The sequence below is a fragment of the Chryseobacterium sp. AC417 genome, from assembly GCF_979258215.1.
In genome coordinates, this window is record NZ_OZ409845.1 from 1,744,493 (window position 1) to 1,771,490 (window position 26,998).

General features: G+C 35.4%; 24 protein-coding genes and 1 pseudogene. 10 read left to right on the forward strand and 15 right to left on the reverse strand.

Annotated features, from left to right (window positions below; translation table 11 throughout):
- Positions 1-4: 4 nt before the first annotated feature.
- On the forward strand, positions 5-1,606 hold the full coding sequence (gldJ, locus tag ACZZ9T_RS08445) for a gliding motility lipoprotein GldJ (protein WP_463431317.1): 1,602 nt from the start codon (positions 5-7) through the stop codon (positions 1,604-1,606).
- Positions 1,607-1,747: 141 nt separating this feature from the next.
- Positions 1,748-3,019 carry a UDP-N-acetylmuramoyl-tripeptide--D-alanyl-D-alanine ligase gene (locus tag ACZZ9T_RS08450; protein ID WP_463441706.1) on the forward strand — a complete coding sequence of 424 codons (1,272 nt, stop codon included), beginning with the start codon at positions 1,748-1,750 and terminating at the stop codon, positions 3,017-3,019.
- Here ACZZ9T_RS08450 and ACZZ9T_RS08455 read toward each other — a convergent pair.
- Positions 3,012-3,623, reverse strand: a complete 612-nt coding sequence (locus ACZZ9T_RS08455) for an NUDIX hydrolase (RefSeq protein WP_463441707.1) — start codon at positions 3,621-3,623, stop codon at positions 3,012-3,014. The genes ACZZ9T_RS08450 and ACZZ9T_RS08455 overlap by 8 nt on opposite strands.
- Positions 3,624-3,653: 30 nt before the next feature.
- On the opposite strand from ACZZ9T_RS08455, the gene ACZZ9T_RS08460 reads away from it, so the two are divergent.
- Complete coding sequence (locus ACZZ9T_RS08460) at positions 3,654-4,043, forward strand: SRPBCC family protein (protein ID WP_463431323.1); 390 nt, start codon at positions 3,654-3,656, stop codon at positions 4,041-4,043.
- 122 nt (positions 4,044-4,165) lie between these two features.
- On the opposite strand, the gene ACZZ9T_RS08465 is transcribed toward ACZZ9T_RS08460, so the two are convergent.
- Genes ACZZ9T_RS08465 through ACZZ9T_RS08475 form a run of 3 tightly spaced genes read right to left on the reverse strand, consistent with a single transcriptional unit; the run spans position 4,166 to position 7,099 of the window.
- Positions 4,166-5,212, reverse strand: coding sequence for an anhydro-N-acetylmuramic acid kinase (locus ACZZ9T_RS08465; protein ID WP_463441708.1), 1,047 nt, complete (start codon positions 5,210-5,212; stop codon positions 4,166-4,168).
- An 11-nt stretch (positions 5,213-5,223) separates the two neighbouring features.
- Positions 5,224-5,820, reverse strand: a complete 597-nt coding sequence (lptC, locus tag ACZZ9T_RS08470) for an LPS export ABC transporter periplasmic protein LptC (RefSeq protein ID WP_463431327.1) — start codon at positions 5,818-5,820, stop codon at positions 5,224-5,226.
- A gap of 1 nt (position 5,821) precedes the next feature.
- The gene (locus tag ACZZ9T_RS08475) at positions 5,822-7,099 is read right to left on the reverse strand and encodes a hypothetical protein (protein ID WP_463431329.1); all 1,278 of its coding nucleotides are present in this window, start codon (positions 7,097-7,099) and stop codon (positions 5,822-5,824) included.
- Between the two features lie 196 nt (positions 7,100-7,295).
- Between ACZZ9T_RS08475 and ACZZ9T_RS08480 the strand changes: the two genes are divergently transcribed.
- From ACZZ9T_RS08480 to ACZZ9T_RS08505, 6 genes and pseudogenes are all read left to right on the forward strand, one after another.
- On the forward strand, positions 7,296-8,414 hold the full coding sequence (locus ACZZ9T_RS08480; protein WP_463441709.1) for a DNA polymerase III subunit: 1,119 nt from the start codon (positions 7,296-7,298) through the stop codon (positions 8,412-8,414).
- A gap of 164 nt (positions 8,415-8,578) precedes the next feature.
- Positions 8,579-9,205 (forward strand): TetR/AcrR family transcriptional regulator, encoded by a 627-nt coding sequence (locus ACZZ9T_RS08485; RefSeq protein WP_463441710.1) that lies wholly within the window; start codon positions 8,579-8,581, stop codon positions 9,203-9,205.
- Entirely contained in the window at positions 9,189-10,502 is a 1,314-nt protein-coding gene (locus ACZZ9T_RS08490) for a TolC family protein (RefSeq protein ID WP_463441711.1), read from the forward strand. The genes ACZZ9T_RS08485 and ACZZ9T_RS08490 overlap by 17 nt, the downstream gene beginning before the upstream one ends.
- A gap of 19 nt (positions 10,503-10,521) precedes the next feature.
- Positions 10,522-11,625 (forward strand): HlyD family secretion protein, encoded by a 1,104-nt coding sequence (locus tag ACZZ9T_RS08495; protein ID WP_463441712.1) that lies wholly within the window; start codon positions 10,522-10,524, stop codon positions 11,623-11,625.
- A 339-nt stretch (positions 11,626-11,964) separates the two neighbouring features.
- Positions 11,965-13,542, forward strand: a complete 1,578-nt coding sequence (locus ACZZ9T_RS08500) for a DHA2 family efflux MFS transporter permease subunit (protein WP_463431339.1) — start codon at positions 11,965-11,967, stop codon at positions 13,540-13,542.
- Positions 13,543-13,654: 112 nt separating this feature from the next.
- A pseudogene (locus ACZZ9T_RS08505) lies at positions 13,655-14,207 on the forward strand (DNA-3-methyladenine glycosylase I).
- Between the two features lie 89 nt (positions 14,208-14,296).
- On the opposite strand, the gene ACZZ9T_RS08510 reads toward ACZZ9T_RS08505, so the two are convergent.
- From ACZZ9T_RS08510 to ACZZ9T_RS08525, 4 genes are read right to left on the reverse strand one after another with little or no spacing between them, the layout of a single operon-like run.
- Positions 14,297-14,665 (reverse strand): glyoxalase, encoded by a 369-nt coding sequence (locus tag ACZZ9T_RS08510; RefSeq protein WP_463441713.1) that lies wholly within the window; start codon positions 14,663-14,665, stop codon positions 14,297-14,299.
- 32 nt (positions 14,666-14,697) lie between these two features.
- Positions 14,698-16,374, reverse strand: coding sequence for an RNA-binding domain-containing protein (locus ACZZ9T_RS08515; protein ID WP_463441714.1), 1,677 nt, complete (start codon positions 16,372-16,374; stop codon positions 14,698-14,700).
- 44 nt (positions 16,375-16,418) lie between these two features.
- Positions 16,419-18,005, reverse strand: a complete 1,587-nt coding sequence (locus ACZZ9T_RS08520) for a patatin-like phospholipase family protein (protein WP_463441715.1) — start codon at positions 18,003-18,005, stop codon at positions 16,419-16,421.
- A 44-nt stretch (positions 18,006-18,049) separates the two neighbouring features.
- Positions 18,050-18,949 (reverse strand): magnesium transporter CorA family protein, encoded by a 900-nt coding sequence (locus ACZZ9T_RS08525; protein WP_463431357.1) that lies wholly within the window; start codon positions 18,947-18,949, stop codon positions 18,050-18,052.
- Positions 18,950-19,026: 77 nt separating this feature from the next.
- Here ACZZ9T_RS08525 and ACZZ9T_RS08530 point away from each other — a divergent pair, with 77 nt between their 5' ends.
- Positions 19,027-20,049 carry a 3-oxoacyl-ACP synthase III family protein gene (locus tag ACZZ9T_RS08530; RefSeq protein ID WP_463441716.1) on the forward strand — a complete coding sequence of 341 codons (1,023 nt, stop codon included), beginning with the start codon at positions 19,027-19,029 and terminating at the stop codon, positions 20,047-20,049.
- Between the two features lie 81 nt (positions 20,050-20,130).
- Here ACZZ9T_RS08530 and ACZZ9T_RS08535 read toward each other — a convergent pair whose 3' ends face one another.
- From ACZZ9T_RS08535 to ACZZ9T_RS08565, 7 genes are all read right to left on the reverse strand, one after another.
- Positions 20,131-21,498 carry a T9SS type A sorting domain-containing protein gene (locus ACZZ9T_RS08535; RefSeq protein ID WP_463441717.1) on the reverse strand — a complete coding sequence of 456 codons (1,368 nt, stop codon included), beginning with the start codon at positions 21,496-21,498 and terminating at the stop codon, positions 20,131-20,133.
- A 356-nt stretch (positions 21,499-21,854) separates the two neighbouring features.
- Complete coding sequence (locus tag ACZZ9T_RS08540) at positions 21,855-23,015, reverse strand: thioredoxin family protein (protein WP_463441718.1); 1,161 nt, start codon at positions 23,013-23,015, stop codon at positions 21,855-21,857.
- A gap of 158 nt (positions 23,016-23,173) precedes the next feature.
- On the reverse strand, positions 23,174-23,440 hold the full coding sequence (locus ACZZ9T_RS08545) for a hypothetical protein (protein WP_463441719.1): 267 nt from the start codon (positions 23,438-23,440) through the stop codon (positions 23,174-23,176).
- Positions 23,441-23,523: 83 nt separating this feature from the next.
- A complete protein-coding gene (locus ACZZ9T_RS08550; RefSeq protein WP_463431364.1) occupies positions 23,524-23,727 on the reverse strand; it encodes a cytochrome C551 in 204 nt (67 codons plus the stop codon).
- A 186-nt stretch (positions 23,728-23,913) separates the two neighbouring features.
- The gene (gene pruA / locus ACZZ9T_RS08555; RefSeq protein ID WP_463441720.1) at positions 23,914-25,539 is read right to left on the reverse strand and encodes an L-glutamate gamma-semialdehyde dehydrogenase; all 1,626 of its coding nucleotides are present in this window, start codon (positions 25,537-25,539) and stop codon (positions 23,914-23,916) included.
- A gap of 167 nt (positions 25,540-25,706) precedes the next feature.
- A complete protein-coding gene (locus tag ACZZ9T_RS08560; RefSeq protein WP_463441721.1) occupies positions 25,707-26,810 on the reverse strand; it encodes a DNA topoisomerase IB in 1,104 nt (367 codons plus the stop codon).
- Positions 26,811-26,821: 11 nt separating this feature from the next.
- The gene (locus ACZZ9T_RS08565; protein ID WP_463441722.1) at positions 26,822-26,989 is read right to left on the reverse strand and encodes a phosphatidate cytidylyltransferase; all 168 of its coding nucleotides are present in this window, start codon (positions 26,987-26,989) and stop codon (positions 26,822-26,824) included.
- Between the last annotated feature and the right edge of the window lie 9 nt (positions 26,990-26,998).

A 26,998-nucleotide genomic window follows, 5' to 3' on the forward strand; every position in this document is an offset into this window, starting at 1 on the left:
GACTATGAAAAAACTAAAGTTGTTTTCATTAATAGCATTAAGTTCTACACTTGCATTAACCAGCTGTGGAGGGTCCGGTACCAGCAAAGGAGGGGGTACTAAAAAATTTGTCAGCAAGACAGGTTGGAAACCAAACGAGAAACAAGGTTGGTTTTTTGCAGGAAAGCAACAAAAGCAGAAAGGATGGCCAGGTATGGTTTATGTAGAAGGTGGAACTTTTACCATGGGATTAGTGAAAGATGATGTAATGCATGATTGGAATAACTCGCCTCGCAGAATGCAGGTTAGCTCATTCTTTATCGGTGAAACAGAAATTACTAACTACGAATACCGTGAATACCTTACATGGTTGAAGTATGTTTTCCCACCTAGTGACCCTAGTTTCAAGGAAATCTATAATGGTGCGTTACCCGATACTTTATTATGGGATAACAAATTATCTAGAAATGATCTTAATGAAACTTATTTCAGAGATCAGAACTATGATTATTATCCGGTAGTAGGTGTTTCTTGGACACAGGCAAACAGATACTGCGAATGGTTGACAGACAGAGCAAATGAAAAGGCTTTGATGCAGGCAGGTATTATTGCAAAAGATTTGTATATCAATGAATCTAATAACCAAGGTGGAACAGCATTCAATATGGATAAATTCAAATCGAATGATCCTGAAATGCAAGGTTACATCAATGAGCAAAGAATGGCACAAAAATCTGGTATGAAAACGACCAACCAAAGATTGCTTGCTGCTAACAGATCTCCTAGTTCAGCAATGGTTACGAAATTCAGACTTCCTACAGAAGTAGAATGGGAATATGCTGCTCTTGGAATGGAAAAAAACAGAGAATACAACAGCTATACAGAGAAGAAACCTCAAATCGATATGCTTAGAGGTACTAAGGGTAAAGACAGAGGGATGATCTTGGCTAACTTCAAACAAGGTAGAGGTGATTATTCAGGTTTACCAGGTTGGAAAAACGATGGGGCCGCACAAACTTCAGATGTTAGACAGTTTCCTTCAAATGATATCGGTGTATATGGTATGTTCGGAAACGTTTCTGAGTGGACTGCAGATGTTTACAGACCTATCATTGATGAAGACGCAAGCGACTTTAATTATTACAGAGGAAATATGCCTCAAGCTATCGTAAGAAACGGAGACGGTTCTTACAAAATGGTAGACGAGGGTACTATAAAATACGATACTTTAGCTGACGGAAGATTGGTTTACAAAAACCTTCCTGGTCAGTTTGAAAGAGAAACTATTGCCGATTACAGAAACTATAGAGATGGCGACAGAATGTCTTCATTAGATTATAGAAATGCAAGTGACTCTTCTGCTTCTTACAATATGTACAACGCTCCAACAACAAGATTTGTAGTTGACGGTAATGGTAAGGTTATTATGCAGAAAGATACAAGAGACAGAACATCTGCTATCACTAATGACATCAGAGTTGTGAAGGGTGGTTCTTGGCAAGATTCAGCGTATTGGCTAGATCCGGGACAAAGAAGATACAAAACTGAGAATTCTGGTTATGGTTGGATCGGTTTCCGTGTAGCACAAGATGCTAGAGTAAACGATAAAGCTAGAACAAGAAGATAATATTTCAAAATACTTACAAAAAACCTCTCGAATTTTCCGGAGGTTTTTTTATTTTTGAATCGTGAAATTACCTTCGTTAAGAACGAAACGAAAAGAGATAGTATTAGGTTATTTTACAAAAAATTATTAGAAATTATCTACATGAATATAGAACAGTTTTATCCATTATTTTTAAATGCAGAAAAAATAACAATCGACAGCAGAAAGATCAATACAAATGATATTTTCTTTGCTTTTTCAGGAGATAATTTCAATGCTGCATCTTTAGCAGAAAAGGCAATTAAAGACGGCGCTTCGGCAGTGATTGTTGAAGATCAAAATTTTGAAAATGCAGAAGAGAATATATTTTATGTGCCATCCACTTTAAAGTTTCTTCAGGATCTGGCTGTTCATCACAGAAACCAATTGCAGATTCCGATCATCGGGCTTACAGGAAGCAATGGCAAAACAACAACGAAAGAATTGATTCATGCAGTGCTTTCTCAAAAATATAATGTTCAGTATACTCATGGAAATTTAAATAATCACATCGGTGTGCCACTTACTATTTTATCGATAAAACCAGAACATGAGATGGCGGTTATTGAGATGGGAGCCAATCATCAGAAAGAAATTGAACTTTTGTGTACTTTATCAAAACCTAGTTTCGGATACATTACCAATTTCGGAAAAGCTCATTTAGAAGGTTTCGGAGGCTTTGAAGGAGTTATAAAAGGTAAATCTGAATTGTATGATTACCTGAAAAATAGCCAACAAACTATTTTAGTCAACGAAAATGATCAGATTCAGGTAGAGAAAACTATTGATTATCTTTCAAAAATAACTTTCGGAAAACGAAATTCAGATTATTTTTTCGAAATCTTTTCTGATGATCACTTTGTAGGATTAGATTATCAGGATACAAAAGCCTTATCACAGCTTACGGGAGATTATAATTTTACTAATCTCTGCGCCGCAGCAAGTTTCGGACTTCATTTCGGAGTTTCAATTGATCAAATCAAAGAAGCAATTCAGAATTACGTACCTACAAATATGCGTTCTCAAATCGTTAAAAAAAATAACAAAACTTTGGTTTTAGATACCTACAATGCCAATCCGAGCTCGATGATGGCTTCTTTACAAAACTTTATCAATTTTGAAGGAACTAAAACGATCATTATAGGCGATATGCTCGAATTGGGTGAAGAAAGTACACTGGAACATATAAACATTCTGAAAAGTGCCCACGATTTAGGTTTTAACGAAATTATCACTGTTGGGAAACATTTTAAAGCAGTCAATGATTCTTCAAAATCGTTCGAAAATACTTCAGATTTAATTAAATACCTTGATTCAAACAAAATTCAGTCAGAGAATATTTTATTGAAAGCTTCGCGAGGAATTTCTTTAGAAAAAGCAATTGATTTTATTTAGCTTTAGTCTCCCAGAATTCTTTAATAATCAACTGAATATTTTTAAAAGTACTCGCAAAAACTTCACTTTCAATCTGTGATGTGTTTTTCCATGCAACTTCTGTAATTCCTTCCTCAAGCTGTGGTTTGGAAGTGTCTTCACCTTCAAAATTCATTTCAAACCAATGGGTGTATTTTAAAACTCTGTCACCGTTTCTTTCAACATAGATATGGTAGGTGGTATTGATAAAATCTAAAAGCTCCACATTTTGTAAATTGGTTTCTTCTTCAATTTCCCGTACCGCAGATTCTTCACGGGATTCTCCTTTTTCCATTTTACCTTTTGGCAGATCCCATTTTCCCAGTCTTTTAATGAAAAGAATATCGCCATTGGATCTGTTGACAATACCTCCTGCAGCCTCAATGATTCTGAAAAGCTTTTTAAATTCTTCCCAGATTTCCTCAATCTGTTCTCCGTATACATTCAGTTCTTTTACAGATGTATTTTGCAGGAGATCGAGAGCAATTTCTAAAGTTGTGAAACTGTCATATTTCAGAGCTTTTTCTAAGTCTTCAGACTGTTTAGACAGTAATAATTTTTTTTCGTTCACAAAAACTTTATACATTTGTAAGAATTTAAATACAAAAATAAAGAAATGAATTTAGAAGGACGAAAAATTATTGTCAATAAATCATCTAAAGAGTTATCTGAGTTGCTAAAAACACCGGAAAATTACAAAGATTTTATGCCAGACGGTCTTCAGAAGTTTGAAAGCAGAGAAGATGGGTTCAAGTTCGGACTTCAGGGGATGCCCGAGATTGCTTTAAAAATAGACGAAGTAACCGAAGAAAAAGCAGTTTTAAAATCTGCAAGTTCTAGTTTAGACTTTACTCTTCTGGCAACGTTGAAACCTCTTAATGAAAACCAGACAGAAGTACAGATGCTATTTGAAGGTAAGTTTAATCCTTTCATCAAAATGATGGTAGAAAAACCACTTCAGAATTTCATTAATACTTTGACGGATAAGATTGAAGCGTATAAATAAGATCAAAACCTTCAGAAATGAAGGTTTTTAATTTAGCAATTATCATTCTGGAGGGAATCTATCTATTTTTATTGTGTTAAAATTCCTGTGGAATGACAAACATAGTGTGATATAATATTGTATTATGCAATAATACCCGAACTGTGGTCATTAGTGCTTCCTGTGGCTGAAGCAAGAACATTGATTTCACCATTCATTCTCAAAACTCCCATCAAAGCAAAAATTAAAGCTTCTTTAAAATTGATCATTTCTTTTTCAGGAATAATGATTACTGATTTTGTTTTTTCTTTAATTTTTTCAATTAAATACGAATTGAAAGTTCCACCACCGGTAAAGAGAACTTTTTTTAGTTGATATTGATTGAAAACCTTTGAGATTTGTTCTGCACAATGTTCTGTAAAAGTCGCTAATATATCTTTTGGATCTACGTCTGTGAACAAAGGAAATATATTCTCATAGCACCATTCAATTCCCAATGATTTCGGATGAGATTGATGATAAAACTCCAAAGAATTTAGCTTGCTGAGTAACTCAGAATGAATTTCCCCCTGTTTGGCTAAATCTCCGTTTGTATCAAAATTCTGATTAAAGTTTTGGGCTAATTTATTTAAAACAATATTCACCGGAGCAATATCGAAGGCGATTCTTTTTCCGTTATACTTTAATGAAATATTAGAAAATCCTCCAAGGTTCAGACACGCATCGTATTCTGAAAACAGAAGTTCGTCACCAATCGGAACCAGTGGAGCCCCATTTCCACCCATCAAGACATCTTGTGAGCGAAAATCGTAAACCACAGGTAACCCGGTTTCTATTTTAATGGCTCGTCCGTCACCAATCTGTAAAGTGAATTTTTTTTGAGGCTGATGAAAAACGGTGTGTCCATGCGATGCGATGACATCGATGTTTTTCAGATTATACTTTTGAATAAAATCTTTAACTGCGATTCCTAAATAAAATCCGTACTCAGAATGAAGTTCTAGAAGTTTTTCTGCTGATAAATGGAGGGAATTTCTAAGTCGGTTTTCCCATTTTTCAGAATAGGGTAGAGTTTCAGCCTTTAAAATTTGAAATTTCCAGATCGAATTTTGTTTTTCAAACTTTGCCAGACAGATATCCAAACCGTCTAAGCTTGTTCCAGACATCAACCCAATCGCTTGATAAATCATAATTTTATAATTTATTTTTTAGATTCGGCAATTTTACTTTTGCTGATATCAAGATCACCGGAATTGTTGTAAAAAGTATATTCTGAGAAGTCATCTTTTGCGGTCATTCCGTTGGCTCCAACGAGTACAGAACCGTCTGCGGTTGTCGTATAAACGGTATCTTTAGTATAAATCCTATTTCTCTTTTTGTCCCAAAAAACACTTTGTGTAGCAAATCTTTGTCCGTCACTTGTAAGAATCTTCACATTACCTCTTGCCTCATAAAACTGCTTGTACTCATATATTTTAGCATATTTAGCAGTAATATTGCCGGGTTTTTTAGGATTTTTTTTGTCGAAAAACTCTATTTTCATTCCTCTTCTTGCAATCGTGTAAGGACTGTCTATCAATTGATATTGTTCAATGATAGGAGCGGTAGCTTTCAAAGTAATGAATCCTGAGTCTCGCTGAATTATTTTAGCATTATTGATGATCTGCGAGGGGAAATTTTTACTTTGACTTCCATTTTGTTTCGTAAGATCTTCTTCACAGGAAGTAAGCATAAAAAATATAGCACAACTAAAAAGGTATGCTATATTTTTATATGATATGTTAAAGATCAATTTCATTTTAGTTGTAAAGAGATTTTCTAAACCACTTATCAGCAAAATTGAATCCTACTCTTAAATTAACAAAATTCTGATTGATAAGATTGTCTTTCAGTGTTCCTCTTTTCCCAAGTTCTACACCAATTTCAAGACCACTCATTCTTGTGATGCTGCTGGTTTTGAATGGCAACATAACTCCTGCAGAAACACCGAATTTATTGATGTTGTTTCCTGCAATCTCAAGATTCCCTTTTTCGTAGAACGCACCGTAACGGTATACTATTCTCGAAAAATAACTTCTGAAGTTGTTGTAATTTGGAAGATACCAACCTCCGGCAGAAACTCTGTAAGAATCATTAAAATCATAAGTATTCCCGAAGTAACTGATGGTTTCTCCTTTTTTATAGTCTACCTGAGCAGATAAGAACCATTGGTTTTCGCTACCATAACCCACCCCTAAAGAAGCCTGTAATGGCAATAAGTTTTTAGAGTTTGTACTTTTAGCATCAATGGTCGTTTGTCCCGCCTTCACTTCGCCGTCTGTATAATAATAGGTGCTGTTCAGATATTCTGTAGTCATATTACTGGTGTTACCAAAGGTTGCCGTTGCACCTACCGTAAACTTACGGTCTGTACTCGTGTTCAGCTTTTGGTAGCTTGTTCCCAGCGTGAAATTTAAATTTCTGATGCTGTTTTTGGTTTCGTAGCCGTTGATAAGTTCAGCTGTAGATGTTGTGAATTCGTTGGTGTCATACAAGTTTCCAAAGTACAAATTGGCACGAACACCCACTGCAAGTTCTGAGTTTATTTTATAAGATAACGCTGCCTGAGCAGTGTTCAAAGTTCCGCTACCTCTGAAACGGTTTCCGTAAATGGTACCGTCTGCCATTGTTTCGGTATTAACGATATCATAGCTCTTTGAGCTGTAAGGTTGATACAAAAGTCCCATTTTAATCTTCGAAGAAATAGGAAATGCCAAAGAAATATTAGATAAATACGTAGAATGTTTTGTAGACTTTGTATTATTATAATCAGTTTTAAAGTAATTATTTTCGTTGGTAGCTTCAAGTTTGATACTTGTTAAATCGAAATTGCTGTTATTCGCAGGGTTTCCGAAGTTGAAGTTACTGCTGAAATCACTTATGTAAGCAGTAGAAATACCTCCCATAGAGACATTTTCAATAGTATTATCATATTTTACATCACCAATTCCATAAGTCGCATAAGGTGAGTTACTCAAATTCTGCGCATTAAGGAAGTACCCAACTGAAATGAATGATAGTACAAAAATTTTTTTCATTCTATATTTTTAAAATAATGCGCAAATATCTTAAATATTAATGAATTGTAAAAATTTACTGAGGTTAAAGTTTGTTAAGGGCTTTTTATAGAGAATTGTCAATCGTGAATTAGCTTTGTTGTGAATTTTTAAACTGCTGAACAAAATTGACAATTCGCCGATTCCCTTTTCCGTAAATTTCTTTTATCTTTGAAACATGAATTGGGAAAACATCGCAGGACAGGAAAATCTTAAAAAACTTCTTCAGGACAGCATCACCGAAAACAGAGTGAGCCACGCCCAGCTTTTCATCGGAAAAGAAGGCTATGGTACGATGCCGTTGGTTCTTGCGTATGCAAAAGAAATTCTAAATCGTGAAAACGAACACGCCACTTCTAAGGTAGAGCATCTCAATCACCTGGATCTGCACTTTTGTTTTCCGGTGTTTACCGACAATAAAAATTCATTAAGTAAAAATAAATTTGAGCAGTTCAGAGAGATGATGTTAGATTCTCCTTATGCAAGCTATGATGACTGGACCGCTTTTCTAGATTCAGAAAATAAGCAGTTATTTATTTCAGCAGACGAAATTGACGATCAAAATCAGAAATTTGCTCTAAAAAGTTTTGAAGGCGGAACAAAAATCCTCATTGTCTGGCGTGCTGATAAAATGAATATCGCAGCATCCAACAAATTCCTTAAATTTTTGGAAGAGCCACCTGCAAAAACAATTATTCTTTTAACAGCAGAAAGTGCTGACGATATTTTACCAACCATACTTTCCAGAACACAAATCATAGAAGTTCCAAGGATTGCAGATGAAGATTTAAGCAGTTATCTTAAAAATCAATTGGCAGCTTCAGAAGAACAGGCAAAAGTAGTAACTCACGAGGCACAGGGTAATTTGAACGAAGCCATAAAACTTTTGAACTCGGAAATAAAAAATCCTGAGTTTGAAAAACTTTTTGTACAGTGGGTTCGTGATGCTTTTATGGTGAAAAAGAAACCGGAATTTCTGAAAAATATTATTCTTTGGGCAAGAGAAATCGCAGGTTGGAACAGAGAAAAGCAAAAAAACTTTCTTAATTATGCTTCGGAAATTTTCAGGCTGGCTTTATTACAAAACTACCAGTCTGAAGAATTGGTTTATAAAAAAATTGATGCCAACGGATTCAACTGGGCTGGTTTCTCAAAGTTTATCAGCGGTGCCAATATTATTAGTATTTTAGATGAAATCAACACAGCAGATTTACATTTAACCCGGAACGGAAATCCTAAAATTGTATGGACAGATTTAGGAATCAAACTTTCAAGATACATTCATAAAACACAATAGAAATTCAGACTCAAGTCTGAATTTTTCTTTATTATTTAATTCAATTTTATAACTCTTACAATCAACATCTATATTCTCTATTTCTAAAATTTAAAACAAAAATCAATCAATCGTTTGATTTTGTTAAAATTCGAAGTACATTTGCAGTCGAAAAATAGTAGTATATGATTTCAAAAGAAGAAAATTTATTGTTCGCAGCCGAAAAGCTCTTTGCTGAAAAGGGTTTTACAGGAACTTCCACCAGAGAAATTTCTAAAGCAGCCAACGTTAATATTTCAATGATTTCTTATTATTTCGGCTCAAAAGAAAAACTGTATGAAAGATTGGTAGAGTATAGAATGAGCGAAGGTCAGTATTTTTCTAATGAGATTGTCGAACGCACAGATATCAATGAATGGGAAAAGCTGGAGAGAATAATTGATCAGTTTTCAGAAAGAGTACGGAAGCACAAAATGTTCTTCAGAATTATGCAGAGAGAGCAGCTTTACAGCGATAATCCTCATATTGTGGAATTTATAAGGCAGACCAAAATAAGTTTCATTACCATGTATTCAAAGATTCTGGAAAGTGGTCTCCAAAAAGGAATTTTTACTAAAAATCCTCCAATATATTTACTGCATTCTACAGTAAGCGGAACATTATTTTATGCATCCAATGCCAAACAGATGTACAAAGATTTTTTAAAAAACAATGAAGACGAAGACGTTTTTGAGGAAACGTATTTCCGTGAACTTACCCAACATATAAAACATATTTTAAAAGACCTTTTAGGTTATGAAGAGAATAAATAACTCCGTTATTGTACTGTCACTTTTAGCAGGAATGATGTACACCCATGCTCAGGAAAAAAAACAACTCAGCCTCGATGAAGCCGTACAGTTGGGAATCCAGAATAGTAAAAGTTTAAAAATAGATGCTGCCAATATAGAAGAGGCAACCGCTAATCTTTTGGAAGCTAAAAATAAACAGTTGCCGGAACTTGCCGTCTCTGCGAGTTATCTGTATCTTCCTTTAAAACCGAATATCGATCTGAAGATTCCCGGTGTTTCTTCGGCAGGCGGTCCAGAAGTTCACCAGGTGGCTTATGGTTCAGCAAATGTAAGTGTTCCTATTTACAGTGGCGGAAGAATAAAATACGGCATACAATCAGCAAAATATCTGGTAGAAGCATCAAAACTAAGTACTGAAAATGATAAAGTTGCCATTGCTTATAACGTGGCTCAGGCTTATAATAATTTGTTTAAAGCCAACCAGTCTATTAAAGTTTTAGAAGAAAATCTTTCAGCCTCTCTAAAAAGAGACGACACTTTTCTTAAGCTTGAAAATAATGGTGTAATTGCAAGAAACGACCGCTTAAAGGCAAACCTTCAGACTTCTAATATCGAATTGCAATTATTGGAAGCAAAAAACAATTACAACATCGCCAATATCAATATGGATTTATTGCTTGGTCTTCCTGAAAATACTGAAATAGAAGTCGATCAAAATTATATTGATGAATCTGATGATGTAAAACCAGTTGATTTTTATTTAAATGAAGCCAGAGAAAACCGTAAAGATCTCCAGGCTTTAGACCAACAGAGAAAAGCAGCAGCTTTGGGAACCAGATCGGCAAAAGCAGAAAATCTTCCCTCCATCGCATTTACCGGAGGATATGTAGCGGCTGATATTCCAAAATTTTTAACGATTTATAATGCAGTGAATGTTGGAGTAGGGGTTTCCTATAATCTGTCAAATCTTTGGAAAGAAAATTCAGCATTGAAGCAATCTAAAGCAAGAGAAATGCAATTATCTGCCACAAACGAATTGCTGAATGACAATATTAAATTAGAAGTAAACAGAGAGTATCAAAATTCAGATTATTCTAAAAAAAGGATTGCAGTTTTCGAAAAAGCAGCAGTTCAGGCAAATGAAAATTACAGAATCACCAAAAATAAATACGACAACGGTTTGGCAACCATGACCGAACTTTTAGATGCGGATGCAGCACAAATCTCAGCCAATGTCGGAGTGATCAATGCAAAAGCAGATGCAGCACTGGCGTACAGAAAACTATTACAGACTACAGGAACTTTAACAATCAAATAAAAACAGAACGATATCCAAAATGGAAAATAACAATATTCAAGCAGCTGAACCTAAAAAGAAAAAGAGTTTAGTTTTTCCGATCATTTTAGCAGTAATCATCGTCGTAGGTGGAATCTACGGATACAGAACCTATTCTTACGGACAGATTCACGAAGAAACGGATGATGCACAAATTGCATCCAACATGAATCCGGTCATTTCTAAAATCTCAGGGTATGTTGCGGAAATAAAAGTGAAAGACAATCAGTTTGTAAAAAAAGGAGACACTTTGGTTATTTTAGATAGCAAAGATCAAAGAATGGCTTTGGAGCAGGCTCTAGCAGCTTTATCAACAGCAAAAAGCAATATTTCTTCTGCTCAGTCTTCAACCAATGCAACTTCAAAAAATATCAGCAGTTCTCAGGCTGCCGTAGCAACAGCAAATGCACAAATTGAAGCAGCAAAAGTGAACGTCTGGAAAACTTCTCAGGATCTTAAAAGATATTCAGTTTTGGTAAAAGACCACTCGATTACAGAACAGCAATACGAGCAGGCTTTGGCAGCGAAACAATCTGCAGATAAGCAGTTGCAGGTTTTAGTAGATACAAGAAACCAGATTGCGCAGCAAACAGGTATTGCATCTTCACAAACCGAAGCAAGTTCTCAGCAAATCTCAGTTGCCGGTTCGGTAGCAAAACAAAGAGAAGTAGATGTGGAAAGTGCAAGATTAAATCTTTCTTACACCGTAATCACTGCTCCGGAAGACGGTTTTGTGGGTAAAATTCCTATTCAGGCAGGTCAATATTTACAGGCAGGTTCTCAACTGTTCAGTTTGGTGAAAAATGATCAGAAATGGGTGATTGCCAATTTTAAAGAAACTCAGGTGTCAAAAATGGTGGAAGGACAGAAAGTTCATATAGAAATTGATGCTTTTCCGGATACCGATTTTGAAGGTGTGGTTAGCTCATTTTCTCCGGCAACAGGTTCTACCTTTTCAATTTTGCCTCCGGATAACGCAAGTGGGAACTTCGTAAAAGTAGTCCAGAGACTTCCTGTCAAAATAGATTTTGTAAAATTGGATCCAAATATTGCCAAAAGACTGAGAACAGGAATGAATGTAAAAGCAGAAGTTTCTTTGAAATAATACTAAAATAAGTGAATTGTCAATTTTGCTGAAGAGAGTCAATTTTGAATTGAAGATGAAGGAGTATATTGATGTTAATTGGATATGAAGTAGTAAAATTGACGACGATGTTGATTGATTATTGACAATTCATTTTTATAAAAAATTCTTTAAGGATTAATAGATCAGATAGTTTTGAGGAATCACCTATTCTAAATTCAATTTATTTTAAATAACAGTCAAATGTTTTATCAATAGGAATGGGCTTTAGCCCATTTTTAAAAGACCAAAAACCATTGGCTTTAGCCAAAATCTAAACTCAATCTTTTTCTCTTAATCTTTGAAATACACTAAAAAAGAATGCAAGATTCATTAGTAGAATACGGAGCCCGAAGAGTGATCATCACGATCACAGCGATTCTTTGTGCTTTGCTTGAAATTGTGGATTCCACGATCGTGAACGTTGCCCTCAACGAGATGAAGGGTAATTTGGGAGCCACACTTTCTGAAGTAGGTTGGGTAATTACAGCGTATGCCATCGGTAACGTCATCATTGTACCCATGACGAGCTGGCTTTCTCAGCAGTTTGGAAGACGAAATTATTTCGCAGCTTCCATTATCATATTTACCGTTTTCTCATTCTTATGCGGAAATGCGGATAATATTTGGGAACTGGTTTTTTTCAGGCTTTGTCAGGGAATCGGAGGTGGAGCATTACTCGTAACCTCACAAACGATTATCACCGAATCGTATCCGGTGGAAAAACGCAGTATGGCGCAGGCAATTTATGGTTTGGGAGTTATTATTGGCCCGACTTTAGGTCCGCCATTAGGAGGTTATATTGTAGATAATTTCAGCTGGCCGTATATTTTTTACATCAATATTCCACTTGGGATTGCAGCAACTTTGATGACATTACAGTTTGTAAGAAGTCCGAAATTTTCTGAAAAACGTAAAGCTTCAGATGTCGACTGGTTAGGAATCATGTTATTGGCATTAACGGTTGGTTCGCTTCAGTTTATCTTGGAAAGAGGTCACGAAGAAGATTGGTTTGAAAGCGGAATGATCGTTACTTTTACCACAACTGCAGTGTTAGGATTTATCTTATTCCTGTGGCGGGAGTTAACCTGTAAATATCCGATTGTAGAATTACGGGTTTTGAAAAATGGTAACCTTCGGATAGGAACCGTGATGTCCTTCGTGTTAGGATTCGGGTTGTACGGGTCAACATTTATTGTTCCTTTATATACACAGAGTGTTTTGGGATGGACGGCGCTTCAGTCCGGTGCATTAATGATTCCTGCAGCATTGACGACAGCTTTTATGATGCCTATTATTGGTAAATTATTAACCAAAGGTGTCAAACAGCAGATTTTGGTTTCATTAGGATTGTTAATCTTCTTTATCTACAGTTTCTGGGGTTATAAAATCTTGACTCCTGATACAAGTAAAGAGGCGTTTTTCTGGATGCTGATTGTCCGCGGAATGGGATTAGGATTATTATTTATCCCAATTACCTCATTATCTTTAAGTACATTAAAAGGCCAGGAAATCGGTCAGGGAGCAGCTTTTACCGGGATGATGAGACAACTCGGCGGTTCGTTCGGAATTGCAGCTATTACTACATTTATTGCGAATGCGGGACAGAAATACAGGATGAACTTAATTTCCCATCTCGACAGTGACAGCCTGGATGTTCAGCAAAGATTGGCAGGTTTAAAAGCCAGCTTTATCGCAAAGGGAATGACACCTGACAACGCAATGAATGCTGCGTACAAAGTGATGGATATGACTGTCACCAAACAGGCAACTGTTTTATCTTATATGGATGTTTTCCTTTATCTGGGAGTTGTTTTCTTAGTCTGTATACCGTTTATTTTATTTATTAAAGAACGGAAAAGCAAAGAAAAAATAGATCTGAGTGAAGCGATGCACTAAAAAATATAAACCTCTGAAAATTTTTGGAGGTTTTTTTATTGAAAAAATTCTACTGACAAACATTTGTCACCAACTCATCTTATCTTTGTTAAAATTTAAATAAATTATTCTCATGAGTTATTGTTCCGCCATCGAAACCATGCAGCCTGAAAGCCGAAAAGAACTGCACAAAAAGTACCACGACAATCATTACGGTTTTCCGATTCACGATGATAACGAATTGTTCGGAAGACTCATCATGGAAATCAATCAGGCAGGTTTGAGCTGGGAAACAATTTTAAAAAAGGAAGATGGTTTCAGAAAAGCGTATGACAATTTTAATATTGAAAAAATTGCCGCTTACACCGACGAAGATCGTGAAAGATTATCTGGCTGATCCCGGAATTATCAGAAATAAACTGAAGGTAAACGCTGCCATAGAAAATGCCAAAACCATCATCGAACTTCAAAAAGAATTCGGCTCGTTTGAAAAATGGCTGGAACATCATCATCCCAAAACTTTACCTGAATGGATGAAAATTTTCAAAAAAACATTCAAATTCACCGGCGGAGAAATTGTGAATGAATTTCTGATGAGCATTGGTTTTCTGAAAGGTGCTCATGCAGAAGGTTGTGTGGTGAATGAGGAGATTTTGAAATTTAATCCGATGTGGAAGAAAGGGTAGGTTATCATAATGAGTCAATCTGACAAAAAAGAAAGAATCCCTAATTTTATCTTCAACTTTAGTTATTTAAACAGAAATCAACTTTTAAATTATTTCATCTGGCTTTTCAGTCTCTCAATAAGCATCGTGATGATTCTTTTATTGAAAACTTTGCTGTCAGATTGATACACTTCCAATTCCTCCAAAGTAAACATTCCAATGGTCATTCCGATGAAAGTATTTTTTAAAACATTATCCTTTTGTAGGCTTTGCTCGATCATCACTGCTTTTTTCGAGGAAGACAGCGCATTAAAATTTGAATTCTGACGGATGGCATAATTGGTAAACAGTAAAGTGTACAAATCGTTTTGCAATTTTAAAATGGGACGCAGGGTTTCGTTTTGAAATATTTCTGCAGGAGTTGTTGTTTCTAAATTGGACAGGTTGAGAGATTCTCTGAGGTCTGTTTTTGTGGCCATGGTTTTTTTTATGATTCAATATGGTGGTAAAACTATTTAAATGTCCATCTACTATTTGCAGACTTACCTTTTTTCACATATGCGGTTTTTTTTAAAAATAAGCTAGTTTGTGACGCGTGCTTATATCCCAATAGTGTTGTTATTTCTTCATTACTACCACTTTGAAACTCCTTTAAAAATTTGTATAAATTAATATGTTTTTCATTAGTCGCTGTTTTTTTTATTGCTTTTTTAACATGGAAAAAATCTTTATATAAATCTTTGACACAAATATACAATCCATTTGCAGTTCCAACATATTCTACATAAGATTTAATTGAATCATCACTCATGGCTTGTTCAATACCTAACCAAGGTTTTTCTGTAATTTTTTTTAGTCTATTTTCTAAATCATTTACCAAAATATGACCAGTACCAAATACACTATTAAGTATAAATAAATCTATAATGCCTAATTCATTTTTTCTGTGTGTAATTACAAATATTTCAGTTCTAAGATATTCTGCCTCCATAATTACCTCAATATTGCTGTTGTTTTCTATAAATTCAGGAAATGATCTTCCGTATTTTAGAGAACTTAGACCAATTCTAGTTACTCCAACTCCAGCTCTATCAACCAATTGGAATAGCATTAAAGTATTTGCTAAAGATTTGTTTCTATGGCGGGGCTCATGAAAAACTATATTTTCACTACTAATGCCTCCATAAAAACAACCAGGACTGCTAATTTTTAATTGTTTGCCAGTAAAATTTATAGATACCATTCCATCATGCGAATAATCTCTGTGAACTAAAGCATTAAGAAAAGCTTCATGAAATGCAGTTTCATCTAATTGATAAAATGTAAAATTTTCACCTTGAAATTCAAATGTCATTTGGTTATTACATTTATTAAAGTATTCCTTAGCAATTTTAACACTGTTCCATATACAATCTGACCATACTTCATTAATCTTTAAATCTCCATTTTTCAATTTCCAAGTAAATCTGTATTCATAATTTCCAAGATACTTTTTGATGAAGCTTGCTTTTCCTAAAAATAATAATCCGCCTTTATTAAGAATGCCGTTTTTAGTAACTCCTATCGACTCTAAAAAAGCTGTTTTTGTCATTTCAGATTGAGAAATATTTCTTTTTGATAAATAGATTTGGTATGCTTCATTAAGAGAATCTTGATTTAATGCTTCATCAATATCTATGTTTATATCATTATTGCTCCAATCATAAAATTGTAATGATTTAACAAGATTTTCTATCTCATCAGGTGTAGCCGGTCTACTGGATTTTCCATCTCTTATACAAATTTTACCGCTTGATGTTGCTACAACGGAATCATTTCTGCGGGGCACAAGAATAATTAGATATTGGTTATTTTTGTATTCAAAACAGTTGAGTTTTATTTCTAAATTTGGTTTTAATTTCCCCTTAATTCTTTCTTTAGTTGTATCTAAGTCAACTTTGCAAAAACCATGTAATTGATCTATCCAATTAAGATTTTTAATATCAGAAGAATCTTTAATCCCAATAATAATAACTCCTCCTAAATGATTTGCTAAAGCAGAAATCTCTTCCGCTAATTCTTTGGAATTATGCAGAGCGCTTTCATTACTGTAGTTCTTAAATTCTAGAGTTTCTGATTCTAATGATTCACTTGGTGTAAATTCTAAAGTTTCAAAAATATTTTTATAATCAAAGTCTTCTAAAATCATATTAGTATATAAAATTAATAATAACCAAATATATTAAAATTCACTCACCCCACCGTTTTCGTATCCTCTTCCTTCAAAATCTTTTTCTCCTTCATGGCAACCATCATTCTTTCACATTTGTATTGTGCCCAGTCAAATTGGTTGAGGAAATCGAGGGCTGCTAGAAATCCGGCATTGAAGAGCTGTTCTTTTTCTTCTCGTTTCATAAAGAAATTAAGCCAGCTGCTCGTTCCGCAGTTGACGGTTTTGATGCTGAAATGATTGTAAAAAGAGTTTTTCGTCAGAAAAGTTTTGTCGTTAAAACCTTTTAACGTTCCGATGATATTTCCCGCATAGGAAAGGGGAGTTTTAAGGATTTGTTCGCTTGTTTTTCCTTTCTCTCCCAAAATTTCAGAATCGCTGGTGAGCTGTACGCCAAACAAAGGAAGTCTCGGATAAAAAATGTCATTCATGTGAAAAAGATCAATCGGGAAATTGGAAAGGGTGCCGCCATCAATAAAAATCCCGACAGGATAAATGTCTTCTTTTGGTGTATTTATCCAGAATTTCCAGGCGTATTGTACAGAATCATCTTCTTTATTGATGAGTTTCTGCATCGGTTCAAAAAAGAAAGGTACAGACATCGATGCCCGTACAAATTCTGCCGGACTGATGTGTTTCAGTTCTTCTTCAGACCAATACAGATTCGCCATTGTCGGAAGTTCAACTTTTATTTTTGCATTGATGTCGGTTGTGATCACAATGTATTCCGATTGTAATCCGTAGAAAGGACTGTCTCTGTAATAGTCGTTGTTTAAAGCACTTTCATAGAATATTTTGTAACGGGTTTTGTCGATGTGTTCAAGATTGTTATTTTTAATTTCCTCAATCCCTTTCAGTGCATTGCTGTAAAATTCTGATCCATTTCCGTAGCGGTAATTAAGGTTGAGTCGGTCTTCTTTTTGAATGAATCTTTCGTTGAGTTCGGCAACGGTTTTGATACCGAATCCGTTCATCACATCAGTCATTTGTTTGAGGAAAACAGTTCCGGGGTTGAGTCCGCTATTGCTTTTTCTGAAATCAATGTAGAATTTCTTAACCATAAAAAACACAATCACCAAAGGAACAATAGGAACGAGAAACCAAAGTTTTGCCTGCCAAGATCTTTCCGTTTCAATCATAAAAGGAATGGCGATAAGAATAATCAAGGTAATCCCAAAAAGAATGCTGTTGATTTTAATGAAATTTTTATTGTTGAGCATTGCATGAATGGTAGTTCTCACATACGCTTTCCCATCCATAAAATCTGAAAAATCCCAATTGAATAAAATATCTTTGATAACGTCAGCTTTAGCTTCTTCTTTGGTTTTACAGGCTGCGATGAGCATCGTATTGATCGCTCCTGCACTTGTTCCCGCAATTTTCAGAAACCGGATTCCGAATATTTCCAGTGCATACAGATAGCCCACCAAAGCGCTTCCCCAAACTCCGCCGCCTTCCTGTACAAATTCGATATACTGATTGCCTTCAGCATCGAGAATATCAGAGAATTCTCTGGTGGAAATGTTCTCATGCAAAGCGGTAAGCTTTTCTTTAGATTCCTGAGAAAGTACGTCGTCCTCAAGGATTTTTTGAAGGATTTCGGTTTTCATGATTTTGGTTTGGTGTTTTTGGGTAAGTTTAAAGATTTAAAAAATTACCATTGCTTTCTTCTCGCATAAATAAAGGTACAGATTACAATCACCGCCATTAAACCCAGCGTATAAAAATAACCGTTCTGTGTTCTTAATTCCGGCATATTGTCGAAGTTCATTCCATATAATCCTGCGATAAAAGTGATCGGTAAAAAGTATACAGAATAAATTGCCAGAACTTTCATGACCTGATTGGCTTTCTGATCGGATAATGCAAGAAACATCGAAATTAAGTTGGTAAGCTGTATATTCAAATGGTCAAAATCTGCAACGACATCTTTTTGTTTGTCTTTTAAATCGACCACTTCAGAATCCTGTAGATCCAGTAATTTAAACTTATCAATCGCATCATTGGAAATGGTTAAAACCCGGGAATTTAATCCGGATTTCCTTTTTAATTTATACAATCTCCGGATTTGATTGGTGTGGTTGGTGTTTTTCAGGAAAATTTCATTCTCAATATTGTCCATTGTTTCAAAAAGACTGATGGCTTCATCATCAAAAGTTTTCATAATGACCAGAGAAATCATCAGTGCGATCTTTTGAGGCGATGCTTCATCTGAACTTTCGGTAAGATCTTTCTTGGTTTCAGTAATACTTTTCGCTTTCATTCGGTGGATCGTAATGATGGTTTTTTCTAAAAGGAAAATTCCGATTTTGGTACTGATATCACTGATGGTATTAAGGTTTTTACGTTCCAGTTCGGTGCTTTCGCGCAAAAGAAAGAATTTTATATTTCCGTCTTCTTCATATTTTGGGAGGTGATTGGGATCTAAGGTGTCTTCCAGAAGGAGATTGTTGATCTCATATCTTTCATGGAGATATTTCATATCTTCGGCGGTAGGCGCTTCTACGTCTATCCATTCGCATCCCGGATCTCTGTAAATTGTGTTAATAGGCATGAAGTAAAAATACTATTTATTTTAAAAAAGTGATGTGCAGAATAAAGTTTTATCTTTACCAAAATTAAACAAACTATATGATTAAAAGTACAATAAAAGGGATCGGATTTCACGTTCCGGATCATGTTGTGACCAATGATGATTTAGCCAAATTAATGACCACCAATGACGAATGGATTACGGAACGTACAGGTATCAAAGAGCGAAGACACAGAATCAACAGGAATGATACTCAGGAAACGACAGCGTTTTTAGGTTTTAAAGCTTCAGAAAAGGCACTTCAGCAAGCTGGCTTAACGGCAAAAGATATTGATTACATTGTTTTTGCAACGCTTTCACCGGATTATTATTTTTCAGGTTGCGGCGTCTTGCTTCAGGATTTACTGGGTTGTGATACGATCGGTGCACTGGATGTAAGAAATCAGTGTTCAGGATTTGTTTATGCGATGAGTGTTGCGAATGCTTTTATAAAATCAGGAACTTATAAAAATATTCTGGTTGTAGGAGCTGAAGTTCATTCTTTCGGATTAGATTTTTCAGATGAAGGAAGAGGAGTTTCTGTGATTTTTGGTGATGGGGCAGGAGCGATCGTGCTTTCTGCAACCGAAGATGAAGATGCAGGAGATATTTTAGCCATGAATATGCATTCCGAAGGGAAATATGCGGATGAATTGTGTACGCAGTTTCCTGGTTCTAAGTATGGATGGAGTGACAGAATGAGAAAAGAGCCGGAAAATGTAACGGATAAAGAAGTATACCCGATCATGAACGGAAATTTTGTTTTCAAACATGCCGTGACAAGATTTCCCGAAACGATGCAGGAAGCTTTAAATAAAGCCGGAAAAACAATTGAAGATTTGGATATGTTTATTCCGCATCAGGCTAATTTAAGGATTGCCCAGTTCGTTCAGCAGAAATTCGGTTTGCCGGATGAAAAAATTCATAATAACATCCAGAAATACGGAAATACTACCGCCGCTTCTATTCCGATTGCTTTGCATGAAGCGATTGAACTAGGGAAAGTGAAAAGAGGAGACTTGGTGCTTCTTTCAGCTTTTGGAAGTGGTTTTACCTGGGGAAGTATTTTGTTTGAATATTAGACCTAGTAAAACTTTCTTTACCCCGTTTAATTAAAAATAAAAGGACTTTAGTTGTACTAAAGTCCTTTTAAAATAACTAATTCAATGGTTATTCACAATAACTTTTTGAACCTTTTTAGATGAATTACTCTTAATAGTGAATAAATAAGTTCCGGCCTCTAAATCTCGGATATCTATTTTATTATTATTATTTACTTCAATTGATTTTATAAACTGTCCTGTTACAGCTGTGATATCTACAGTTTTTATTTTCTGATCAGATTTAATAAAGATAAAATCTTTAGCAGGATTAGGATATAGAATTGATGTCTTTTCAGTATTGCTAACATCATTTACAGCCAAAACATTATCTGTACATGTCACCTGTGTAGGAGTGTCTACTGATGTAAGAGTTCCGTCTGCATTACCTAATTGGTAAGTTCCGTCATTTCCCCAAGCCCATAATGTACCATCCGACTTAATTCCTCCAGAATGGTTGGCTCCAAATCGAACCGGAATTGTTGTCCAAGTGCTGCCAATAACAAGAGAAGGAGTAGCAGAAGTTGCAACTGGAGCGCCGTTTCCTAGTTTTCCCGAGCTGTCATTTCCAAAAGCCCATAGAGAAGAATCAGTTTTTAAAGCAAAAGAAGTGTTGTCTCCTGCTCCTGCACTTACCCAATTGGTATCTGTTCCTACTTGCGTTGGAACACTTACGTTGGGTGTAGTTGTTCCATTTCCTAATGCTCCATCTGCACTGCTTCCCCATGACCACAGTGTACCATCAGTTTTAACAGCTAGTGAATGAGATAATCCTGCTGCAGATTGCTTCCAGTTTGTTGCAGTTCCTACTTGTGTAAAAACGTTAGTTGATGTACCTAATCCTGTTTGTCCGGAGGTATTTGTACCTGTAGCCCAAAGCGTTCCGTTATTTTTAATTGCTAAGGAATGTTGAGGTCCTGTACTGATGGAAGCCCAATCGGTATCAGTTCCTATTTGCACAAAACCAAGGACAGAAGTGTAGTTACCGTTACCAAACCCACCAAAATTATTGATGCCCGTAGCCCAGAGTGTGCCATCAGTTTTTATGGCTAACAGAACATTGTCTCCAGCAGAAATAGCTTTGTAAGTATCTGTTCCTGTTTGAGTAGGGACTAAAAAGTTTCCCAGATAGCTACTTCCGAAAGACCATATTGTACCATCATTTTTTAAAGCAGCAATGTAAGAAGTAGCCGCAGAAACCTGGCTCCAATCTGTACCAGTACCAACCTGGAATGGATGTGCATAGTTTCCTGTGCCGCTTCCGTTTCCGCCGTAGGAATTTCCCCAGATCCAAAAGGTTCCGTCACTTTTAATAGCTCCTGAGTAGTTGGAAGCTTGTGCAACTTTAGTATAGCCTGTAAGACTACATTGTGAGTAAACGCTTGTAAATTGAGAAGCGAATAAGACAATAAATAATTTTGATAATTTCATCTTGTGTTAAAAAAATGTGTTAATAATGCACAAAAATAGTATTTTTTTATTTTAAATAGGTTTTTATTTTTAAATTTAGTTTATTTCTTATCGATATGATGATCATTTATTTAATTCATATTGAAGAGAATATTAGAATAATTTCCTGTGCAAAGCAATTAGACATCGTTTTATGTTTTTTTTATTCTTTTTTGTAGGAATAATAATTTATTATGCAAAACATATAGATTTGTTTTAGTAATAAATTATAGGTTGATTCGGTTAAAGTCTAATATTCAGAATGATCATAGATATAGAAAACGAAAGATGAGCCGTGTGAGACTCATCTTTCGTTTATAATAGGTAAAAAAATTCGTTTAAAGACTGTTCAATAACTTCTCGGTGTCAGAAGAATCTTGGCCTGTACTCTTTGCTAAATTAATTGACTTTTCTGCCCAAATTTTAGCGTTTTTCTTGTCGCCGATTTTATTATAAAGATTGGCTAAAGTATCTGTATTGGCGTAGCTTTCTTGCTTCTTTACAGATTCCTGAGCCCATTTTACGGCAGTTTCCAGAGACGATTTTGTGTTGACGTTCTCAAAGAAATTCCAGGCGATTGAATTGAGTTCATCTGAACCTGCAGCAGAATAATCCTTATACACTTCTAAAGTCATTTTCTCATACGTTGCAAAATCTTTGTCTTTTAAAGCTCTGCTTGATTTTGCTCTTTTCAAAAGTTTTTCAGATTCTTCTTTAGTCAAAAACTTCTGAGTTTCAGTGTAAAAATAAGCATCATTCCATTTTTTTGTATCAGCACTGTACGTTTTTTTCATGATGGTATTTAGCTTCACGTTTTTGTCAAACATTTCATAACGGTCAGCCGGAAAAACTTTGATGATCTCATCTTTCTTGTTCTGAAAAATCTTATATAAAGGGCTTTCTGTAGTTTGAGTTCCTGTCAGGATCATCTGTACATCTTCCTGATCTAAAGTGTTTTTTGCACTAAAATAACGATCCAAAACTCTTCCTGCGAAGTCTGCGTCATTGTAAATGGTAAGACCGGCAAGGTTTTTCAGGAATTCAGGATCCTTTTCTCCTTTTTCGAATTTTTGTTTTAATGCCGTCAGTCTTTTGTTGGGATCTCCTGCATCCATCGCAAACTGGATGAAGTCTTTTTCTTCTACGTAACCAATTGTTCTGTGTACTTCTTCACCGTCACCGTTGATGAAAAGATAAGTAGGAAACACTTTCACATTATATTTTTTTGCCAAATCGATCCCTTCACCTTTTTCCATATCAATTTTTGCATTAACGAAATGGTCGTTGTAATAATCACCTACAGGCTTTAGAGGAAAAATATTTTTCACCATCAGTTTACACGGTCCGCACCAGACTGCATAAGCATCAACGAAAACCAGTTTGTTTTCTTTTTTTGCTTTAGCTAAAAGACTTTTGAAATTTCCTTCTTCGAATTTAATTCCCTGTCCGAATGTAATTGCGACAAAGAATAGGAATGATAATATTGCTGTTTTTTTCATGAAATATTTTATTGAATACAAATGTAATAATTATGTACACACAAGACTTTATAATTATTAATAATAGAATTCATAAAATTTTGTTAAAATATTTAGAAATAATCAATATTAAATAAGTTAAAAAACAAAAAATCCACAGAAACTCTGTGGATTTTATCTTATCTTGATCCTCCTACCTGTGTATTCGGACGTGATTCTTTGCTTTTGTAATCGGTTGGCTTTTTGACAGTATCGTTTGCCAGATTTGTAGTATCATTTCCTGTTGTAGCGTTTCGTTCTGAATTTGCTACCGCCGAATCTCCCATATCATTTCGCATTGCATCTTTATTATGATCCTCTTTAAACTCTTCTCTGTTTTCTTTTTTTTGAGCACAGCTTCCTAAAAATAATAGTCCTAAAACTGCTCCAATCCATAATTTTTTCATAGTATACATATTTAAATTTTGATTTTCAAATATAAAAAATCCGCAGAACTTGAATCTGCGGACTTTCATTTTTACATTAGATTTTATCGGGTTGCAGGAGTTGACATAGAATCTACTTTCATAGAATCCGTCGGCACTGTCATCATCGTATCTGCTACAGGCGGTGCAGCTTGCGTTGCGTCTACCGCTGTAGAATCTGTGTTACTGGATGATAATTGTTTCTCTTTAGTGCCGCAACTTACTGCGAAAAATCCAATTCCTAGGGTTAATAACATTAACTTTTTCATATTATAATTTTTAAATGGTGTAGTATGGAGTATTCAATAACTATTCCGAAAATTTGTCTAATATGAACATTTAAAAAGTAAATATATTAAATTTATGTTAAATATTTAGTAAAAATACAGCCCCGAAAAATTTCGAGGCTGTATTGTAGTTTAAAAAAAAGATTATTGGTAATAATGATCTAATTTTTACCCTAAATATGGATATTTATAATCTTTGGGAGAAACAAAAGTTTCTTTGATGCTTCTCACAGAGGTCCATCTTAATAAGTTCATTTTAGACCCTGCTTTATCATTGGTTCCGGAAGCTCTGCCACCACCGAAAGGCTGCTGTCCTACAACGGCACCTGTTGGTTTGTCATTGATATAGAAGTTTCCAGAAGCGTTTTCTAGTGCTTTGAAAGCCTCGTCAGTTGCATATCTGTCTTGCGAAAATACAGAACCGGTTAATGAATAAGGAGAAGATGAATCTACGATTTTAAGGGTTTCTTTCCAATCCTGATCTTCGTACACAAATACGGATAAGATAGGTCCGAAGATTTCTTCAACCATGCTTTCGTATTGAGGATCAGTTGTTTCAATGACAGTTGGGCTAACAAACCAACCTTTAGAATCGTCACATTTACCACCGATAATTACTTCTGCATTGCTGGATGCTTCAGCTCTTTCAATATATCCTTTGCATTTCTCGAATGAGTTTTTATCGATTACCGCATTCACGAAATTAGAAGGATCTTCCGGCGAACCGATTTTGATTGAAGCGATCTGGGCTTCCATTACTTTTTTCACGTCTGCCCAAAGTGATCTTGGGATGTAAGCTCTTGAAGCAGCAGAACATTTTTGTCCTTGATATTCAAAAGAACCTCTAACTAAACCTGTTGCTACAGCTTCTACATTAGCAGAAGGGTGAGCGATTACGAAATCTTTACCACCGGTTTCTCCAACGATTCTCGGGTATGTTCTGTAATTGTGAATATTATCTCCGATCATTTTCCACATTCCCTGGAAAACTTTCGTAGATCCTGTAAAGTGAAGACCTGCAAAATCTCTGTGAGCCAAAACTTTTTCAGCAGTTTCTTTTCCATCTGTAAATACCATGTTAATGACTCCGGCAGGAAGCCCAGCCTCGATCAATACATCCATGATTACTTTTGCAGAATAAATTTGCTTGTCAGAAGGTTTCCAAACAACTACGTTTCCAAGCATTGCCATACATGCAGGTAAATTTCCTGAAATTGCTGTAAAATTGAATGGTGTCACCGCAAAAACAAATCCTTCTAAAGGTCTGTATTCTACACGATTCCAGATTCCTGCATCAGAAACAGGCTGTTCAGAATACATTTCTGTCATGAATTCTACATTGAATCTTAAGAAATCAATGAATTCACAAGCAGCATCAATCTCTGCCTGATGAACATTTTTAGACTGTCCTATCATTGTTGCAGCATTAATTACATCTCTGTAAGGTCCTGCCAAAAGATCAGCAGCTTTTAAGAATATGGCAGCTCGGTGTTCCCAGCCTAGCTCGTTCCATTGTTTTTTAGCAGCTAAAGCAGCGTTGATGGCATCATCTACATGCTGCATTGTCCCTCTGTGATAAAAACCGAAATCGTGAGCGTGATCCTGAGGAGACTGAAGCTGAACTTTATCGTCAGTTTTTACTTCTTTACCATTGATAACCATTGGAATCTCTATCTTCTGTGCCCACATTTTTTTGTACTGGGCGATCAGAGATTTTACTTCCGGAGAACCGGGTTCATAAGAATTTACCGGCTCGTTTACTGCAAATGGTACTTGCGAAATTGCTTTTGACATATTACGTTGTATTATTTTATAGTTTTGCTAATGTCACAAATTTACAACTTTTATTTGATGTCGATTATGATCTCAATAGTGAATTTTGCACTGTAAGTGAATGCCGAATTTTACATATAGTAACCATTTAACAGGTACAGCGAATTGACCATTCATATTTACTTTGATCACATTTTCTCGTTTTCTAGAATTTTTAATACCAGTTTTTCTTCGTGGGTCAGACCTGCTTTGCCGTCGTTTTCTTCTATTTCTTCCAATTCGTCCAGATATTTTTTGATAGAGTTATTCTCGTATAAATTAATGACCAAAGGATGAACATAATATTTTCTACAAACAGTACTCGTATTTCCTAAATGTTCAGCAACAATATCCAGGGCTGCTTTAACTTTCTTTTTGTACTCCGTATTGTTTTCGGCATAACCGATTTCTTTAAATGCGATTAATGCGTTTACAGTCCCTGACCAGGTTCTGAAGTCTTTTGCCGTGAAATCTTCACCACTCAGTTCTTTAATATAATCATTCACCATTCCGGAATCTACATGATGCCTGTTTCCTTCGCTGTCATAATATTGAAACAACTCTTTCCCTGGAATTTCTTTACATTTTGTAATTAATTTTGCCAGTCTTTTGCTTTTCAGATTGACATCATGCATCACTCCTTTTTTTCCTTTGAAAGCGAAGTTGATTTTCTGCCCTTCCACTTTTACATGTTTTCCCTTTAAAGTCGTAAGACCAAAAGATCCGTACAGCTTTTCATAAATACTGTTGCCGATTCTGATATTGGTGCGTTGCATCAGGCTGACTATTAATGCAAGTATTTTTCTTTTTTCGAAATTTCTTAGCGCTAAATCTTTTTCCAGTTGAAGACGGATTTCCGGTAGCGCATATCCGAACTGAAGCATTCTGTAAAATTTGGTATGATTCCGTAAAGCACTCCACAAAGGGTGATATCTGTATTGTTTTCTTTTTCTTGCATCAAGACCGGTAGCCTGCAAATGACCATTATCTAAAGTACAGATCCAGACATTTTCCCATGCCGGAGGAATTACCAGTGAGTTGATCCGTTTGATTTCTTCTTTATCTTTTATTTTTTCACCATCTTTGAAGTAAAGATATTTTTTACCTCTTTTTCTGCGGATAATACCAGATGCTTCTGCATCAGAAGTATATATAAGATTCACTGCTTTTGCAGAAGCAACAGGATCTTTCATGATTTTGACAATCTTCGCAGGCTTCAGATGAGAAATAATATCTAAATCGGTCTGTTCCATAAATAATTTGGTTAAGAGTTTTTACCCCTGGAGAATAGCCATAAAAGCAAGGCTATGATTCCGACTACAACAATAATTCCCCACCACATACCTGCTTTGAAGATCGTTTCTACTGCTTCGCAGCTCGTCAATAATAAAATACTGAAAAGACTTATGCTGTATAAAGTTAATTTTCGCATAATAATTTA